Source organism: Moheibacter sediminis, assembly GCF_900176425.1.
Lineage (GTDB): Bacteria > Bacteroidota > Bacteroidia > Flavobacteriales > Weeksellaceae > Moheibacter > Moheibacter sediminis.
This window is the reverse complement of record NZ_FWXS01000011.1, coordinates 45,954-63,670: the sequence shown is the minus strand read 5'-3', so window position 1 is coordinate 63,670 and position 17,717 is coordinate 45,954. Positions and strand designations below refer to the sequence as shown.

Here is a 17,717-nt window from a genome sequence, read left to right as displayed (position 1 = left end):
AGAGAATGGCCCGAAGATGATTCGGGTCATTTTTTTATTGAATTAATTTGCAGAAATTTAGCCTATCAAAATGTTCTTAAATAAATCAAATTCGACCTATAATTGTAAGTAAACAAATTTTTTAAAAATGAAGACAGAGATAGCAACATTAGAAAACATAAAACTTCTCGTAGATGATTTTTACGGAAAAGTAAGAGGAGACAAATTGATAGGATATATTTTCGATGATGTAATTAAAGATAACTGGAATGAACACTTGGAAAAAATGTACAGCTTTTGGCAGACCATTCTTTTGCATGAATACACCTACAAAGGCGCGCCTTTTCCAAAGCACCTGCAATTGCCGGTAGAAAAACACCATTTCGACCGCTGGCTCGAATTATTCCATGAAACTATTGATACTTATTTTGAAGGTGAAAAAGCAGAAGAACTCAGAATGCGTTCTGTGAAAATGGCAGAAATGTTTATGATGAAAATTAATTTCCACCGCGAAAATCCCGGAAAATTAATACAATAAAAAAAGTATTGAAAGCCAATTTCAAATTAGACCTTAAATACTTCTATATATTTTTTATAAATTTAAACATCCAGACTTTTCCCGATTTCCAACAAAATCAATTCTTTTCCATTTTGAGAGAAATGATCTTTAGCTTCATTATGGTTAATTTTTATCGGAGGAAATGTGTCGAAATGATAACCCAAAACTTTGTCACACTGCACAAAATCAGAAGCAAAAACCGCATCTTCAATTCCCATTGTGAAATGGTCGCCAATCGGTAAAATTACCAAATTCAATTTTCCAATAGTTTCAGGAATCAATTTCATTTCCTGTGTCAGTGAAGTATCACCCGCGATGTAAATTCTTTTTCCGTTCGCTTCCAAAATATAACCATTAGGATTTCCGCCATAACTTCCGTCAGGAAAAGAACTGGAGTGAAATGCAATTGTAGATTTAAATTTAATTCCATCAGATTCATATTTTCCGCCAGTGTTCATTCCCACAGCTTGAAATCCTTTGGAATTGTAGTGATAAGACATTTCCGCGTTGCAAATAATCGTTGCATTGGTACGCTTTGCAATCGCGTCTACATCCAAAATATGGTCTTGGTGCGCATGTGTCAAAAGAATGAAATCTGCTTTTAATTCATCAATTTTGATGTCTTTAGCCAAATCATTTGCTGTAATAAATGGATCAATAATTATGTGCTTTCCGTTGATTTCTATGTCTAAACTTGCGTGTCCTAAATATGTGATTTTCATTTTTTCCTATTTTAAAAATTAAAACTAACTCCTAAAATTAAAGAAAAAGCCAACGTCAGCAAAGCAACTTTCTTTAATTCTTTGTCAAGATTTCGCGGTTCCGTGGTTGCAAACATCATTTTCAAAATCATTATTGCAGGGATTAATAACAACATATAACTAAAATGATAAATTTCCATTTTGTCAGACAAAGCACGGTAAGCCATCGTCAATATGAATGGAAAAATGATTAGAAATGCTTGGTACTTCTTAGCATTTTCAAAACCCATTCGAATGGGTAAAGTGATTTTTCCGGCTTTTTTATCGGTTTCAATGTCACGCATATTGTTCAAGTTCAAAACTGCTGTACTCATCAATCCAATCGCTGCAGCCGGTAGGAATATCAATCCGTTGAAATGTTCATGTTGGTACAATGTATAACTTCCCCAAACAGAAACAATTCCAAAAAAAAGGAAAACAAAGACGTCGCCCATACCGGCGTAACCATACGCGTTTTTCCCGACTGTATATTTGATTGCCGCCCAAACACAGGCTACTGTCAGAAATAAAAACAACAAAATCCATTTCAGATTTTCTGCTCCAAATGAAATCCAAACCAGAAGACTTGCTGTCACAGCAGACAATATGCTGAACAAAATCACTGCGTTTTTCATTTGTTTCGCAGAAATTTCTCCTGATGCTACTGCACGCTTTTCGCCGATTCTTTCTGCGTCTGTTCCCTTTATACCGTCGCCGTAATCATTTGCATAATTGGACAAAATCTGTAAAAATAATGTTGTCAGAAATGCCAATCCGAAAATTAACCAATTTCCATATCCCTCAGACAAAGCAAGTAAAGAGCCTAAAATAATTCCGCTTATCGACAAAGGCAAAGTGCGTAACCGCGCCGCTGCAATCCATTTTTTCATATCACAAAAATAACTGATTAATTCGAACACTAAATTCTTTATAAGTTGATTTGTCAAAATTTAAAGGCGATGAACTAAAAAAGGATAACATATGCATATTTTTAAGAGGGAATCATGCATAGAAATATGTAATAAAATAAAATTGGAAAATTTTGAAGTTTTATGTACCAAAATCCCCCTTCGTGTTCTCTCACTTGTACAATTCTCTCGAAACCTATATCTTCGCAGACTATGGAAATGAATCGTTTCGAAGAACTCAAAGAACTATTGGCGCAGCCCAAAAAAATTGTTATACTTCCGCACCGAAATCCGGATGGTGATGCTATCGGTTCCACACTTGCCATGTCCCATTATCTTACAAAACTCGGACATGAGTGCGAAATCATCGCTCCCAACGATTTTCCTAAATTTCTAAAATGGATGGACGGCGCTAAGAAAATCAACATCGCCGAATACAAACCCTCCAAAGCAAGAGTCCTTGTAGAAAATGCAGACCTCATTTTCATTCTCGATTTCAATTCGTTCGGAAGAATTGACGAAGTAGGTGATTGGGTACAGCGTTCACGCGTCCCTAAAATCCTCATCGACCACCACCAGGAACCCGACCAGTTTGATTTTATGTATTCCGATACCATGATGCCGGCAACTTGTCAGATGGTGTACAATTTTATCGAAAAAATGGGTCATTTGGATTTAATTGACAAAACAATATCCGAATGCATCTACACTGGAATTATGACCGATACCGGCAACTTCAGATTCAGAAATACTGCTGCTTCCACACACCGAGTTGTTGCAGAATTACACGATAGAGGCATCGAAATCGACAAGATTTACAACAATGTTTTCGATACACAATCTCCAACCCGTATGAAATTATTGGGATTGGCTTTGAATTCGATGGAAACATTTCCAGAATTCAGAACAGCTTATATGTTGCTTACCCGAAAACAACAATTAGAATATAATTCCCAAAAAGGCGATACAGAAGGTTTCGTTAATTTTGGTTTAGGTTTAAATAATTTTGTGTTTTCAGTCATTTTTATTGAAGATCAGCAAAATGATTTCATCAAAATTTCGTTTAGATCTAAAGGGAATTTCGACGTAAATTCATTTGCCAGAGAACATTTTAGCGGCGGCGGACACGTTAATGCCGCAGGTGGAAAGTCTGATTTGAGCATGGAAGAAACCCTTCAGAAATTTCAGGAATTATTGCATCTTTACAAAGAAGAACTAGAACAAGTAGAAATATGATTCGTTTATTAATTGTCTCAATTTTCTTATTTACCGCCTGCAAAAGCAAAGTGGTGCAATATCCTGTCGATTATGACAAAGACGAATTCATGAAATTTTCACAAGACCGAAATAAAGAAATTCTCGAAGAAGATAACCAACTCATTAAAAATTACATTGACAGTACCGGAGTTAACTATTCCAAAACCAATTTCGGATTTTGGATTTCAAATTCTGCTCAATACACCGAAACGATGGCGAAAGGAGGTGATTATGTGAAGTATGAATATGAAGTGTTGGATTTCGACAACAATGTGGTTTATTCCAAAAAAGAATTGGGAATAAATGATGCCATTTTGGGCAAAGAAGATTTGCCGCGTGGATTGCACGTGACTTTGCAATTGATCGAAAAAGGTGATTCAGCCACCGCATTGTATCCCTCATTTTTGGCTTTTGGAGGTTATGGCGACCGAGACAGAGTCGGCGGAAATGCACCTTTGATTTTTAAAGTCAAAGTTTTAGATATAAAGAAATCAGCAAAACAAAATCCTAAGAATTAATACTAAATAGAAATGAAGAAAATTATATCAATCCTGACAGTCTCAGCCGTTTTGGCAAGCTGTTCTGTCAAAATACCACAATCAATGAGTAAAGAAGAATACAAAAATTTAAAAGACGGCTTATACGCCCAAATGGAAACCAGCAAAGGGAATATGACCATAGAACTCTATGAGGAAGATGCGCCGCTTACCGTTGCAAACTTTGTAGGTTTGGCTGAGGGAACCAAAAAAAATGAAGCGAAACCATTGGGAACTCCATTCTACGATGGGATTGTTTTTCACCGTGTGATCAAAGATTTTATGATTCAGGGCGGTGATCCGGACGGAAAAGGTACGGGTGGACCGGGTTATGATTTCGAAGATGAATTTTTTTCAGATAAAAAGCACGATAAAAAAGGAATTCTGTCTATGGCCAATTCAGGTCCTGCGACAAACGGAAGCCAGTTTTTCATCACGGAAGTTCCGACACCTTGGTTAGACGGTCGCCATACGATTTTCGGACAAGTTGTAGATGGAATTGAAGTGATTGACACCATAGCAAATGTAGAAAAAGGACCACAAGACCGTCCGAAAGAAGATATCGTTATCAACCACGTTTACATCATCAAAAAAGGTGATAAATACAAAAATTACGATGGGGGAAAAGCTTTTGATCAGGCTCAGGCCAACCACAAGGCTAAAATTGAAGAAATAGAAAAAAAGGAAAAAGCCGAATTGAGCACAGAAATTCAACGTCAGAAAGATTTGACTGCAAAAGCACAGTCAACTGAATCGGGCTTGAAATATGTAATTGAAAAAGAAGGAACAGGAGCGATGCCGGTACATGGCGACAACCTGCAGGTTCATTATACTTTGCGTTTAGCAGACGGTAAAAAATTGGATTCTTCATTTGACAGAGACCAACCATTGGAAGCGCAAGTAGGAATCACAGGTTTGATTCAGGGATGGATGGAAGCTTTGACTTTATTTAAAAAAGGAACAAAAGTATTTTTAATCATTCCTCCGGATTTGGGTTACGGACCACAAGGAGCAGGAGGGGTAATTCCACCTAACGCAACTTTGTATTTCGATATGGAAATTTTGGATTAATTATTTGAATTATAATTTACAAACCTGTCTTGATTCAAAATCCTGACAGGTTTTTTTATTTCAATTAACTTTAGGTAATTCTATATAAACATTCTTGAATTCTCCTTTTTCAAAGAAAAATAAGTTTCCAAGATATTCTTTGTGTTTATAATCCTTAGGTAAATTCATCAATTCATTTTCAAAGTAAGTAGTGTATTTATTTCGATTGGAAACTCCGTAAAATTCATTGTCAATAGAATAATATGGTAATTCAGCCATTTGATCTAATGTTTCATCCAGATTTGCATAACCATTCATTACCAAAAATAATTTATAATTGTTTGCTTCGGCATAGCTTTTATAAATGTTCGTAGGTAAGCAATGTTTTGTTTTACATCCATTTGTAAAAACATAAACGATTGATTTTGGGTGTTTCTGTAATTCTTCTTTTAATTGCGTTGAATTTAAAGAATAGATTTTTCCATTTTCTAAATTTTCAAAGCTTTTAAGAGGTAAAATCAAAGACTTTTGTCCATTGGTTAATTTTCCATAATCATTGGTTAAACCTTGGATTGTACAACTATTCAGAAATATACAAAAGATAATTGAAGAAAGTAGTTTAAGTTTGTCCATTAAAATTATATAAATTGCATATCTAACAAATATAATAAATGAAACTTTCAGATATCACAAACGAACTCGAAAAACTCGCACCGCTTGTATACGCAGAAGATTTTGATAATGTAGGACTGTTAGTGGGTGATACAAATGCCGAAATTTCAAAAGTGTTGGTAACGCTTGACACAACGGAAGAAGTGGTGCAGGAAGCCATCGAAAAAGGTGCTAATCTGATTGTGAGCTTCCATCCGATCATTTTTTCGGGAATGAAAAAAATTACCGGGAAAAATTATGTAGAGCGTGTGGTACAGCTTGCCATCAAAAATGACATCAACATTTATGCGACACATACCGCTTTGGATAATTCAGAATTGGGTGTGAATTATCAAATTGCAAAACAATTAAATTTAAAAAACACAAAAATTCTCATTCCTCAAAAAGATACTTTGCGTCATTTGGTGACGTATGTTCCAACCGAAAATGCAGAAAAAATTAGAAATGCACTTTTCTCTGCTGGAGCGGGTTCGATAGGTGATTATGACAATTGTAGTTTCAATTTGGAAGGAACGGGAACTTTCCGAGCAGGCGAAAATGCAAATCCTTTTGTAGGAGAAATAGGTAAAAAGCATTTCGAATCTGAAATCAGAATCAGTGTAATTTTCAACAAACATTTGCAAAGTCAGATTTTGAATTCGTTAAAAGAAAATCACCCTTATGAAGAAGTTGCTTATGAAATTTTTTCATTGGAAAATTTAAATCAAACCATCGGAATCGGAATAGTCGGCGAATTGGAAAATGAAATTTCAGAAGAAGAATTTTTCAAATATTTAAAAGATAAAATGAATACCGAATGCATCCGTCATTCAAAATTATTAAATAAAAAAGTAAAGAGAATCGCAGTATTAGGCGGGTCGGGAAGTTTTGCGATTGCTGATGCAAAAAGGGCAGGAGCAGATGTTTTTGTAACGGCTGATTTGAAATACCATAATTTTTTCGAAGCCGAAAATCAAATTCTGCTTACAGATATCGGACATTATGAATCGGAACAATTCACTAAAAATTTATTAACTGCTTATCTATCAGAAAAATTTCCTAATTTTGCAGTCCTAAATTCAGAGATTAATACCAATCCTGTTGTTTACAATTAAAATATGGCAAAAATAGTTCAACAAAAAGAAGCAAGTGTAGAAGAAAAACTTCGCGCACTATACGATTTACAATTGATTGATTCACGTCTGGACGAGATCAGAAACACACGTGGTGAACTTCCTTTGGAAGTTGAAGATTTGAGTGATGATGTGGTACAGATGGAAACCAGAATCAGCAAAATCGACGAAGAAATCGCTGAATTGGATGCTGAAATCAAATTGAAAAAAGAAGCCATCAAAAATTCTGAGGCTTTGATGAAAAAATACACGAAGCAACAAGACAATGTTCGCAATAACCGTGAATTTGATTCTTTATCAAAAGAAGTTGAATATCAGGAGTTAGAAATCCAATTGTCTGAAAAAAGAATCAAAGAATTCGGTGCAAAAATCGATCACAAAAATCAGGTGAAAGAAGAAGCTACTTCTAAATTGGATGGTATGAAAAACCATTTGGGTCATAAAAAATCTGAGTTGGATGCGATTGTAAAAGAAACTGAAAAGGAAGAAGAATTTTTATTGAAAAAATCAGAAGAATTTTCATTAGCATTGGACGAAAGACTTTTGAATGCTTACAAAAGAATCCGCTCTAATGTGAAAAACGGATTGGCTGTAGTTCCCGTTCACAGAGATGCTTCTGTGGGTTCATTCTTCACTATTCCGCCGCAAAGACAAATGGATATAGCCCAGCGCAAAAAAATCATCAGTGATGAGCACAGTGGTCGTATCTTGGTTGACGGAGAATTGGCTCAAGAAGAAAAAGAGAAAATTGAAGCCTTGTTAAAAGGTTAAAAAATTATAAAATCATAAGCAAAAACCTTTCATCAATTGAAAGGTTTTTCTTTTTACAGAAATTTTTGACTATGAAAAAAATATTCAGAATTCTACCCATTTTGCTTTTAGCTGTTTTTACAGTTTCATGTATCAGTTCAGACGATGATTTTTCAAATGGTGGTGGAAATTACCATAACGAAGGCCGGGTTTCTTTTGATGGTATTACGATTCCTTTGACATATGCGGATTTTTACAAAAGAACAAATATTCAGAATGGTGAAGTTTGGGCTTTGATTTTGTCGGAAGAATTCATTGGTTATGGCAATGCACATTCAGATGCATATTTATACTTGGAGGTTTTCCGTCCATTTGGCGCACCATTGGACGGGATTTATGATATGATTTTACCTCCCAAAACTTTAGACTACGCAGTTTATTACGAAGATGTGATTTTGTACAATGGAAACATAACCTCTTACGGATTTAATGTGTCCGATAATTCATTTGTTGACGGACAGGTCAGAATACAATTATATTCCGGTGATATCTATTTTTTTGAAGTGCGTTTACGAACTTTCAGCGGACAAATTCTGAATGCTTATTTTGAAGGGCGATTACAATATTAAATATCGTCAAAATCTACATCAGTAAAAGATTCAGTTCCTGTTTTTGTTTCAGAGTTAGCAGTTGTCGGTGTTTCGAAATTTTTCTGATGACGTTCTGAAATCACTTCTTCACCTTTTTCATTTACTACAAATTCTGTAATTTCATCCAAGATGTCGCGGAATTTTCCAAAGTCTTCTTTGTAGAGGTAGATTTTGTGTTTTTTGTAGAAGAAAGAACCGTCCTCGTTTGTGTTCTTTTTGCTTTCTGTAACTGTGAGGTAATAGTCTCCGGCGCGCGTTTCTCTCACATCAAAAAAATAAGTCCTTCGGCCCGCTCTCAACACTTTAGAATAGATGCCATCCCCATCCATCCTGTCAAAGTTTTCATTGTCGCTCATCATGTATTTATTAAGAAGTGTTAATACTTTGCTAACAAATCTATAAAAAAAACCTTAAATGGCAATTTTTGTGATAAACTTTTTGATTTAAATTCCCTTCAGAATTGCTTTAATCTAACTCAACTAGTTGTTTTTGAACCAATGAGAAATAAACACCTTCTTTAGAAACAAGTTCAGAATGTTTGCCAAATTCAGCAATTCTCCCATTATCCAATACCAAAATGTAATCAGCATTTTTAGCAGAAGAAATGCGGTGTGTGATAATTAAAGTCGTTTTTTGATTGAGTTCACTTTGTAAATTTTGAAGGATTTCTTCTTCCGTTTCTGTATCCACAGCAGAAAGAGAATCATCAAAAACCAAAATTTCAGGTTCTTTAATCAATGCCCGCGCAATGGAAATTCTTTGTTTTTGTCCGCCCGAAAGTGTGACGCCGCGCTCACCTAAAATGGTTTCATAACGTTCTTTAAATCCCATAATATTATTGTGAACGGCAGCTTTTTGCGCATATTTTTCGGCATCGGATTGACCTTTTTCAGAATCATTTACACCAAATAAAATATTGTGTGCAATCGTATCAGAAAATAAAAATGCTTCCTGCGGAACAAATCCAATCGCATCACGCAGCGAATTCAAATTCAGATTTTCATAAGGAACGTCATCGATGAATATTTCTCCTGAAGAAGGTTGCAATAATCTTGCGAGGAGCAAAGCAATCGTAGATTTACCAGAACCGGTTCGTCCCATGATTGCCAAGGATTTTCCTTTTTCGACTGTAAATGAAACATTTTTCAAAGCTTCAATTCCAGTATTTTCATAAATGAAACTTACATTTCTGAATTCAATTTTTCCCTGAATCGGCGTTTCTTTTTCGATTTGATTTTCGATTTCAGGTTTTTCTTTCAGAAATTCATTAATCCTAAACATAGAAGCTTCTGCACGCTGTACCAACATGGTCACCCAGCCTAAAGCAGTAAAGGGCCAAATCAACATATTCAGATACATGAAATATTGCGCAACTACACCGATGCTCAACTTACCTTCATAATAACGGACTCCTCCCATATACAAAATCAGCAAATTACTCACGCCGACAATCAAAATCATCAAAGGCCCAAAATAGGCTTCGGTCTGTGCAAGAGAAAGCGCTCTTTTTTCGTATTCGGCAGCCTCCTTTTCGTAATTGTCTTCAGTTGTGGTTTCCGTATTAAATGACTTTATAACACGGATTCCGGAAAAAGTATCTTGTACAATAGATGAAATATGGGATTGCTGTTCCTGAACAGACTTACTTTTTTTATTAATTGTGGATGCAACTTTGTAAATTAAAAATGATAAAATAGGCAAGGGGCCTAAAGTGTACAAAGTCAATTTCCAATCGATATCAATCATAAAAACCAGTAAGATGGTCGCTGTTGAAATTAAGTTGATTGGATACATGATTCCGGGCCCTAAGTATTGTCTAACAAATGCAACATCTTCGGTGATACGATTCATTAAATCTCCCGTTTTATTTTTTTTGTAAAATGAAAGAGAAAGTTTTTGGTAATGATCATAAATGTCATTTTTTAAATCATATTCTATGTGTCGGGAAGTAGCAATGATCATCAAACGAACACCTACAGTCAATAGTCCGGAAAGTAATTTCAGTCCGATAAACATCAGCGCAGCGTATAATAATCCACGTTTTACGATGGACATATCTGTCACTTCGCCTGTACCAAAACCGGTAAGGATTTTTTCTATATCATCAATTGCTTTACCGACGAAGTCAATGGAATAGATGGAAATGAGGTTGGAAAGAATGATGAGTCCAAATCCGGCTATCATTTTCCACTTGTATTTCCAGAGATATTTATTTAAAGATTGAAGGGATTTCACGTGGCAAAGTTACTGCTTTTTACTTACCTTTGTGCCCGTGACGATTAGAAAAAATAAATTGAAATTATGTTAGGGAGAAGACAACTTCGTGAAAAAGCAATGCAGGCAATCTATGCCTGGAAAAGTTCTGGTGAAGATTCTGACCAGCGAGCCATCGAAAAAAATATGCTCAAAGGCGTTGACCAGATTTATGATTTGTATATTTATTTGCTCAATCTTCTTAATTTCCAAAAAGAAATAGCCGAACATAAAATCGAACTTGCCAAAAACAAAAATTTTACCACAGAAAAGGATTTGAACCCCAATCTGAAATTCGTGTCAAATGAAGTTTTCAGAATTTTGGATGAAAATGAAGAATTGAATTCTTACACTTCCAAAAACAAACAATTGTCTTGGGATTTGCTGGATTCTTATCCAAACAATATTTACAAAGAAATTACCGCAAGTGAAGAATTCATTAGTTATATGAACAATCCCAATCATAATTTTAATGATGACAGGGAATTCATGATGACAATTTATGAAAATCACATCGCACCCAATGAATCTTTGCATGAATGGCTGGAAGAACAAAACATCCACTGGGCAGATGATTTGTACATCGCAAACTCAATGGTGATGACGACTTTGAAATCTTTCACACCAAAAAGTACGGGAAAAATCAAATTGTTTAAAGTTTACAAAGACGATGACGACAAAGAATTTGTGATTGATTTGCTGAGAAAAACAATTCGTTACGATCAGGAAACCAGAAAAAATATCGAAGAAAAAGCAAAAAACTGGGAACTCGACAGAATTGCAATGCTCGATTTGATTCTTTTGCAAATGGCTTTGACGGAGTTCAAATATTTTCACAACATCCCGCCAAAAGCGACTTTGAACGAATACATTGAACTTTCCAAGATTTATTCGACCGAAAAAAGTAAAGTTTTTGTCAATGGAATTCTCGATCGTTCCATGAAAGAAATGAATTCTTTCTGATCATTTTTGCAATTTCAGAATTAATTAACCTTATAGATGATATAAATAAGGTCGCTTTCTGCTTTATTTTTTTAAATTTGTAAATCAAAAAATTAATAAGATGAAAAATACATTATTAGGAATGAGCTTAGTAGCGGTTTTCGCACTAGTTTCATGCGAAAAAGACAAAGCCTCAAGCCTTTATACAGATGCAGAAAAAGAAGCACAAGCAAGTGAAGTTGTAGATCCTGCAACTGCTCCAAAATTACAATTTGAGCAAAGTGCATATGATTTTGGAGATATTCCCGCAGGTTCAAAAGTGGAGCATTATTTCAAATTTACAAACACAGGAAAATCTCCATTGATCATCAAAGACGGAAAAGGATCTTGCGGATGTACAGTGCCTGAATTCCCAAAAACGCCAATCGCACCGGGAGCAACAGATTCTATTAAAGTTTCATTTGACGCAGGTAAATTCCAGGGAAAACAAACCAAGACAGTTACTTTGACAACAAATACAGCGGCAAAAGAAGAAAAGTTGACAATTTCGGCAAATATCCCTACAGGAGAGCAGGCGCCAACTCAACAAGCTCCGGCAATGAGCCCGTTGAATGCACAATAAAAAGAAATTTAATTTAATAACTATATAATTTTACAAATGGGAGGAGACCAGGGTATATCTACGATGCTGATGTTAGGAGGAATGATTTTAGTATTTTATTTCTTCATGATTCGTCCGCAAATGCGTCGTCAAAAACAAGAAAAAAAGTACCAGGAAGAACTGAAAAGAGGTGACTGGGTAGTTACGACTTCAGGAATCCACGGTAAAGTTTTTGAATTAAATGCCGATACCGTAATTTTAGAAACAGGCGCGGGAAAAGTAAAATTTGAACGCAATGCCATTTCAAAAGAATTAAGCTCAGCCCGCTATTCTGCAGGTGCAGAGAAAAAAGATTAAACATATCTTTAAATAAGTAAATTTGTAAGCCGAAGTATAATGCTTCGGCTTTTTTTGTTTTAAATTAAAATTGAATTCAACATGAAAATTGTAGGACTTACAGGCGGAATAGGTTCCGGAAAAAGCACCATTGCCAAATGGTTTTCAGAAACCGGAATTCCTGTTTACAATTCGGACAATGAAGCCAAAAAATTGATGAATGAAAGTTCTGAAATCAGAAGAAAATTGATAGATCTATTTGGTGAAGATGCTTATTTGAATGAAGAATTGAATCGGAAATTCATTTCATCCAAAGTATTTGAAAACAAAGATTTATTGGAACAATTGAACCAAATCGTTCATCCCGAAGTTTTCAAAGATTTCAAAAATTGGATTCAAAGTCAAAACGCTCCATTTATTGTAAAAGAAGCTGCAATCCTTTTTGAAAGTGGATCTTACAATGATTGTGATTATATCATTTCTGTAATAGCTAATGAAGAAACCAGAATCCAAAGAGTGATGGAGCGTGATGGTGTTTCTAGCGAACAAGTGCTCAGCCGAATTCAAAATCAATGGACAGATGAACTGCGAATTGTTAATTCAGATTTTATCATCAAAAATAATGATGGTTTGGAAGAATTAAAAGAAGAATTTGAAGAAGTGTACAACAAACTGTTAAAGAAAGTCAACGCAAGTTAAATGCATGTTAATCGAAATTTTAACACTTTTTAAATGTTAAATTTGTATTTATAAAATATGAAAAAAGGATTCAACAATATATTGGTCGTTTTGATGAGTATCGCACTCATTGGTCTGGTTATCATTCAGATGTATTGGTCTAAGAAAGTCTTCAATTCTCAAACAGAGGAATTTAACGGACGTGTTTATCAGGCAATGAATGCGACAGCAGAGAAAATTAATCAGGGAGAATTGCAGCAGTATTACCAAAAATTTGACCAAGCACACAACGATCAGAAAAAATCGGTTGACAAGCCACAGGTGATTTCTTCACAAATGGTGCAAGACTCAGCCGGAACGACTTATTTGTACCTTACACGTTACGTGATGGAACGTTCCGCGATTCCGCTTTCTGATGAATACAATGACAGCCTAACTCAGGCAAATTTATATTCGCAGGAAAAAATTGTAAAAATTGAGAAAGATTCGGGAGCAAGTATCATCCAGAATTTTAGTTTAAATACAGAAGAAAATTTTAAAAATTCCACCTATACAATTGAGCGTTTAGCGCGATTAGATGCCGGAAATCGTCCGATTGACAAAAGGGTTCATATAGAATTAATCGATTCCATTTTCACGAAGGAATTAAGAGTTCGCGGCGTTCAGTCACATCCTCAGATTGCTTTACTATCCTCCGATTCTACCCTTACCAAAGTGGCGACCAAAGAATTTGATTTGAGTGATCATGAATATACGATTCCTATTTTTTATGACAAAGACGATAAGCCGCAATACCTGATTGCAACTTATTTTCCCGATAAACAATTGTCTATTTTAGGGCCCATCATTCCAATTGTGATGCTGACGATAATTTTTACTTTGATAATCGTTTCCGTTTTTTCACTGGCGATCTATTATATGCAGCATCAGCGAAAAATTTCGGAAGTCAAAACTGATTTTATAAACAATATGACGCATGAGTTCAAAACACCGATTGCAACCATTAATATTGCTTCAGATGCATTGAAAAATGAAAAAATTATAAATGATAATGAAAAGGTAAGGTACTACGCGGATTTGATCAAACAAGAGAACAAACGAATGAATTCTCAGGTCGAAATGGTACTGCGAATGGCAAAGCTGGAGCGCAACCAGATGGACATCAACCCCCAGCAATTGGACCTTAATGATTTGGTAAGGAAAAGTGTTGCCAATATGCGATTCATAGTAGATAACCGAAATGGCACTATTTTTGAAGATTATCAGGCGAGTCGCTCTGTGATAGAAGGAGACCCTTTCCACTTAGAAAACACGATTAACAATATTTTAGATAATGCGAGGAAATATTCCGAGGACAATCCACAAATTTTTGTTAAAACATATAATGAAGACAATTTCTTCGTTATAGAAGTGAAAGACTTGGGAATCGGAATGTCAAAATCAGTTTTGAAAAAGATTTTTGACCAATTCTACCGCGAAGAAACCGGAAATGTTCACAATGTAAAAGGCCACGGATTGGGTCTTGCATATGTGAGAAAAATAACTGAGTTACACAAAGGGCGTGTACATGCAGAAAGCGAAATAGGAAAAGGAAGTACTTTCTATATAAAACTGCCCATAAAAAATGACTAGAACATGAATGATAAACAAAAATTACTTTTGGTAGAAGACGACCCGAGTTTCGGTGCCGTTCTAAAAGATTATCTTGCTATAAATGACTTCGATGTGACGCACGCCATAGATGGCGAAGATGGGCTTACAAAGTTCAAAAGCGGGGACTTCGATTTGTGTATCCTTGACGTGATGATGCCTAAAAAAGACGGATTTACTTTAGGGAAGGAAATCAAAGATCTGAGAAGTGAGCAGCCAATCATCTTTCTTACCGCAAAAAATATGCGTGAAGATGTACTCAACGGTTATAAAATTGGAGCAGATGATTACATCCTTAAACCATTTGATTCAGAAGTATTGCTTTATAAAATAAGAGCTGTATTGCAAAGACATTCAGCCGATGAAGAAAAATTTGAACAAGAAGAATTTGAAATAGGTAAATTCAAATTCAATGCAAAACTTCGTCAATTGCAGATTGGAAGCAAATCTCACAAGCTTTCTCCGAAAGAAAGTGAATTGTTGCGTTTGCTTGCAGTTTACAGAAATGATTTGATGCCGCGTGAAGTTGCTTTGACCCGCATCTGGCATGATGACAATTATTTCACTTCGAGAAGTATGGACGTTTACATTGCAAAGCTTAGAAAATATCTAAAAGACGACCCTAATGTGGAAATCGTCAACATACATGGAGAAGGATTTAGACTTCTGATTTCAGAGTAATTTTTGAATACATATATTTATTAGTATTAAATCGGTCGATTTACTTATCATGAGTAACCGACCGATTTTTTTGTGGAAATAATTGTAATTTAGGGTTCATGAAAACGATTACTATCTTTATCATTTCTCTTATTCTTATTAATTGCTCCTCAAAAGAAGAAGAATCTTCTGAAACGAAATATTTCCCAACCAAAGACAGATTTATTTTATCAGAATATGAAAGATATTGGGAGAGCAAAGGGATGAGAGTTATCAATATAGATAATGTATATATTTTAGAAGACTCATTACTTAATCCCAATTATGTGAGAGGATTTACGCATATTTTAATTGTGGATTCCGACAAGATGTATTTTCATCAAGCAAAACAAGTAAACCAAGGTTGGGGTTGTGGTATTCCAATCGAGGTTAAGAGTAAAAATATTGATTATGCAAAACGATTAGATAGTTTAACTGTACTCAAACCTGACGACATACATGATTTATTGATTAAAAATCAAAGTGCATTTATAAGTAACGATTCAGTTATTTTGATAGGGAATATTTCAATTGCTTTGAAAAATGATACTTTAAATGGAACTTTTTTTTATAAAATTTTGAATCTTTTGAAAGAAAATAAAACTCTAATTATTCGCCGAATGAATTCTGATGAAATCAAGGCAATAGAAAAATTCAATAATAATTAATCACAATATTAATTCAGCATCTGAAAGAAGCAAAGGATTATTTATTTCATTTTTATTAATTTAACCTTTCACTTTTATAACTTCTAACTCATAGAGTTTATATTCATCCTTTTTATTTTCTAACATAATTGTGATTTCTCTTATAGTGTCTTTGAATAAGACGGTTGATTTTATATAAGTATGACCACCCTCAGCGCCTGTCTTTACCAGAGAAAATTCCGTTCAATCAAACTCGTAAATCACTTTCAATAAAAATTTTTACAAAAATCCCATCAAATAAAATACAGGATTTTTCCTGTATTTCGCATAGGAAAAATCTTCAAAAATACAGGAGAAATCCTCTTTTCAGTTTTGAATATCTACCCCATATTTGCATCAATCTAATAACCAAACCGCTATGAAAACCCAGCCGTAAGGCAAACCTCTCTACTAACAAATTACTATTAGCGTTGAACCCAAGGTTCAACGCTACAGTAATTAAAATTTCTACAATAAATTTTTTGAATAAATCTATTTATAAGTATAAATTTCGAAGTCTAAATTCGGAAACATTTAACTTATACTCTATTGTCTTACATCAAATGCATCTCTCAACACATTTCCAAAAACATTGAACGCGAGGACAAGGATAAGAATCGCTACACCCGGAAACAAAGCCAAATGCGCCTGTCCGATGATGATGTGTGAATAATTTTCTTTAATCAAATTTCCCCAAGAGGGAGTAGGAGGTTGTGCTCCGATTCCCAGAAAACTCAAACCGCTTTCTACTAATATTGCCGAAGCAAAATTTGCAGCTGAAATTACAATTACAGGAGCCAATATATTGGGTAAAATTTCCTTGAAAATAATTCTTCGGTCGCTGAATCCCAAGGCACGTGCAGCTTCTACAAATTCTTTCTCTCTGAAACTGATGAATTGTCCACGAACTACCCTTGCAACTTCCACCCACATGGTCAATCCGACTGCGACAAAAATCTGCCAGAATCCTTTTCCCAAAGCAAGTGTAATTGCAATTACCAATAATAAAGTAGGAATTGACCAGACAACATTGATGAGCCACATAATCACATCATCTACTCTTCCGCGGTAATAACCTGCAATTGCGCCCATCGGAATGCCTACAATAAGTGAAATGAAAACGGCTATGAATCCAATTAAAAATGAAATCCGTGTGCCGATAATTAATCTTGAATAAAAATCGCGTCCGTAGCTGTCGGTCCCAAACCAGTAGGATTGTGTGTAAATGAAATCCTTTTCTATCTTATCTATGGAAATCCCTTTTTCTGTCCATTCTTTCAGTGAGATTTTTACAATTTCTCCGGCTAGTCCGTCTCCTAAATAAGGTACATAAGAAATGGAATCTGATTCTATTTCGTATGAAGTGATGGCAATCTGGTCAACATCAACCTGTTTTCCCAAAAAGAAATCTTTCAAAGTAGATTTGTCTGAATGATTTGCCAAGGGAACTTCAATCAACTTTTGAGTATAACCCATCGGTTTGTGCGCGAGGATTACGTTTTGCTGATTTGCATTTTCAACTTTATCTTTGGATAAACCATAAGAGAAAATGGTAATTAATGCCGCTGCCACAATCAATCCTAAAGAAATTATTCCCAAAGGATTTTTTTTGATTTTTCGGATTGCTGTTTGACTAAACGAACCGGACTCTTGCGACAT

At 35.0% G+C, this 17,717-nt stretch carries 20 protein-coding genes; 14 read left to right on the top strand and 6 right to left on the bottom strand.

What is annotated here, in order from left to right; translation table 11 throughout:
• The first annotated feature begins 127 nt into the window (after window positions 1-127).
• Window positions 128-517 (top strand): group III truncated hemoglobin, encoded by a 390-nt coding sequence (locus B8977_RS13965; RefSeq protein ID WP_084018812.1) that lies wholly within the window; start codon window positions 128-130, stop codon window positions 515-517.
• A gap of 62 nt (window positions 518-579) precedes the next feature.
• Here the strand turns inward: B8977_RS13965 and B8977_RS13960 are convergent, their stop codons facing one another.
• Both B8977_RS13960 and menA read right to left on the bottom strand, forming a co-directional pair.
• Window positions 580-1,260 carry a metal-dependent hydrolase gene (locus tag B8977_RS13960; RefSeq protein ID WP_084018809.1) on the bottom strand — a complete coding sequence of 227 codons (681 nt, stop codon included), beginning with the start codon at window positions 1,258-1,260 and terminating at the stop codon, window positions 580-582.
• 11 nt (window positions 1,261-1,271) lie between these two features.
• Window positions 1,272-2,168 carry a 1,4-dihydroxy-2-naphthoate octaprenyltransferase gene (gene menA / locus B8977_RS13955; protein ID WP_084018806.1) on the bottom strand — a complete coding sequence of 299 codons (897 nt, stop codon included), beginning with the start codon at window positions 2,166-2,168 and terminating at the stop codon, window positions 1,272-1,274.
• A gap of 162 nt (window positions 2,169-2,330) precedes the next feature.
• Here menA and B8977_RS13950 point away from each other — a divergent pair, with 162 nt between their 5' ends.
• From B8977_RS13950 to B8977_RS13940, 3 genes are read left to right on the top strand one after another with little or no spacing between them, the layout of a single operon-like run.
• Window positions 2,331-3,422, top strand: a complete 1,092-nt coding sequence (locus B8977_RS13950; protein WP_317043218.1) for a DHH family phosphoesterase — start codon at window positions 2,331-2,333, stop codon at window positions 3,420-3,422.
• Window positions 3,419-3,961 (top strand): FKBP-type peptidyl-prolyl cis-trans isomerase, encoded by a 543-nt coding sequence (locus B8977_RS13945; protein WP_084018799.1) that lies wholly within the window; start codon window positions 3,419-3,421, stop codon window positions 3,959-3,961. Before B8977_RS13950 ends, B8977_RS13945 begins: the two co-directional genes overlap by 4 nt.
• 12 nt (window positions 3,962-3,973) lie before the next feature.
• Window positions 3,974-5,050, top strand: a complete 1,077-nt coding sequence (locus B8977_RS13940; RefSeq protein WP_084018793.1) for a peptidylprolyl isomerase — start codon at window positions 3,974-3,976, stop codon at window positions 5,048-5,050.
• Window positions 5,051-5,110: 60 nt separating this feature from the next.
• On the opposite strand, the gene B8977_RS13935 is transcribed toward B8977_RS13940, so the two are convergent.
• Entirely contained in the window at window positions 5,111-5,662 is a 552-nt protein-coding gene (locus B8977_RS13935; protein ID WP_084018788.1) for a hypothetical protein, read from the bottom strand.
• 38 nt (window positions 5,663-5,700) lie between these two features.
• Here B8977_RS13935 and B8977_RS13930 point away from each other — a divergent pair, with 38 nt between their 5' ends.
• From B8977_RS13930 to B8977_RS13920, 3 genes are all read left to right on the top strand, one after another.
• On the top strand, window positions 5,701-6,795 hold the full coding sequence (locus tag B8977_RS13930; protein ID WP_084018783.1) for a Nif3-like dinuclear metal center hexameric protein: 1,095 nt from the start codon (window positions 5,701-5,703) through the stop codon (window positions 6,793-6,795).
• Window positions 6,796-6,807: 12 nt separating this feature from the next.
• On the top strand, window positions 6,808-7,584 hold the full coding sequence (locus B8977_RS13925) for a zinc ribbon domain-containing protein (RefSeq protein ID WP_084018951.1): 777 nt from the start codon (window positions 6,808-6,810) through the stop codon (window positions 7,582-7,584).
• 71 nt (window positions 7,585-7,655) lie between these two features.
• A complete protein-coding gene (locus B8977_RS13920) occupies window positions 7,656-8,192 on the top strand; it encodes a hypothetical protein (protein ID WP_084018778.1) in 537 nt (178 codons plus the stop codon).
• Here the strand turns inward: B8977_RS13920 and B8977_RS13915 are convergent.
• Together B8977_RS13915 and B8977_RS13910 are read right to left on the bottom strand one after the other, a co-directional pair.
• Window positions 8,189-8,569: a PUR family DNA/RNA-binding protein gene (locus tag B8977_RS13915; protein WP_084018948.1), complete on the bottom strand. Its 381-nt coding sequence runs from the start codon at window positions 8,567-8,569 to the stop codon at window positions 8,189-8,191. The two genes, B8977_RS13920 and B8977_RS13915, sit on opposite strands and share 4 nt — an antisense overlap.
• Before the next feature lie 109 nt (window positions 8,570-8,678).
• Window positions 8,679-10,397, bottom strand: coding sequence for an ABC transporter ATP-binding protein (locus B8977_RS13910; protein ID WP_084018773.1), 1,719 nt, complete (start codon window positions 10,395-10,397; stop codon window positions 8,679-8,681).
• 117 nt (window positions 10,398-10,514) lie between these two features.
• Between B8977_RS13910 and nusB the strand changes: the two genes are divergently transcribed.
• The 7 genes from nusB (at window position 10,515) to B8977_RS13875 (ending at window position 16,040) form a co-directional block, all read left to right on the top strand.
• The gene (gene nusB, locus B8977_RS13905) at window positions 10,515-11,429 is read left to right on the top strand and encodes a transcription antitermination factor NusB (RefSeq protein WP_084018770.1); all 915 of its coding nucleotides are present in this window, start codon (window positions 10,515-10,517) and stop codon (window positions 11,427-11,429) included.
• A 100-nt stretch (window positions 11,430-11,529) separates the two neighbouring features.
• Window positions 11,530-12,030, top strand: a complete 501-nt coding sequence (locus B8977_RS13900; protein ID WP_084018765.1) for a DUF1573 domain-containing protein — start codon at window positions 11,530-11,532, stop codon at window positions 12,028-12,030.
• A gap of 36 nt (window positions 12,031-12,066) precedes the next feature.
• Window positions 12,067-12,366: a preprotein translocase subunit YajC gene (yajC, locus tag B8977_RS13895; RefSeq protein WP_143736535.1), complete on the top strand. Its 300-nt coding sequence runs from the start codon at window positions 12,067-12,069 to the stop codon at window positions 12,364-12,366.
• 81 nt (window positions 12,367-12,447) lie between these two features.
• Window positions 12,448-13,044 (top strand): dephospho-CoA kinase, encoded by a 597-nt coding sequence (gene coaE, locus B8977_RS13890; RefSeq protein WP_084018761.1) that lies wholly within the window; start codon window positions 12,448-12,450, stop codon window positions 13,042-13,044.
• 57 nt (window positions 13,045-13,101) lie between these two features.
• Window positions 13,102-14,655, top strand: coding sequence for a sensor histidine kinase (locus B8977_RS13885; protein ID WP_084018758.1), 1,554 nt, complete (start codon window positions 13,102-13,104; stop codon window positions 14,653-14,655).
• A 3-nt stretch (window positions 14,656-14,658) separates the two neighbouring features.
• Window positions 14,659-15,354: a response regulator transcription factor gene (locus B8977_RS13880; protein ID WP_084018754.1), complete on the top strand. Its 696-nt coding sequence runs from the start codon at window positions 14,659-14,661 to the stop codon at window positions 15,352-15,354.
• Window positions 15,355-15,452: 98 nt separating this feature from the next.
• Window positions 15,453-16,040, top strand: a complete 588-nt coding sequence (locus tag B8977_RS13875; RefSeq protein WP_084018750.1) for a hypothetical protein — start codon at window positions 15,453-15,455, stop codon at window positions 16,038-16,040.
• Between the two features lie 564 nt (window positions 16,041-16,604).
• On the opposite strand, the gene B8977_RS13870 is transcribed toward B8977_RS13875, so the two are convergent.
• The gene (locus B8977_RS13870) at window positions 16,605-17,717 is read right to left on the bottom strand and encodes an ABC transporter permease (RefSeq protein ID WP_084018745.1); all 1,113 of its coding nucleotides are present in this window, start codon (window positions 17,715-17,717) and stop codon (window positions 16,605-16,607) included.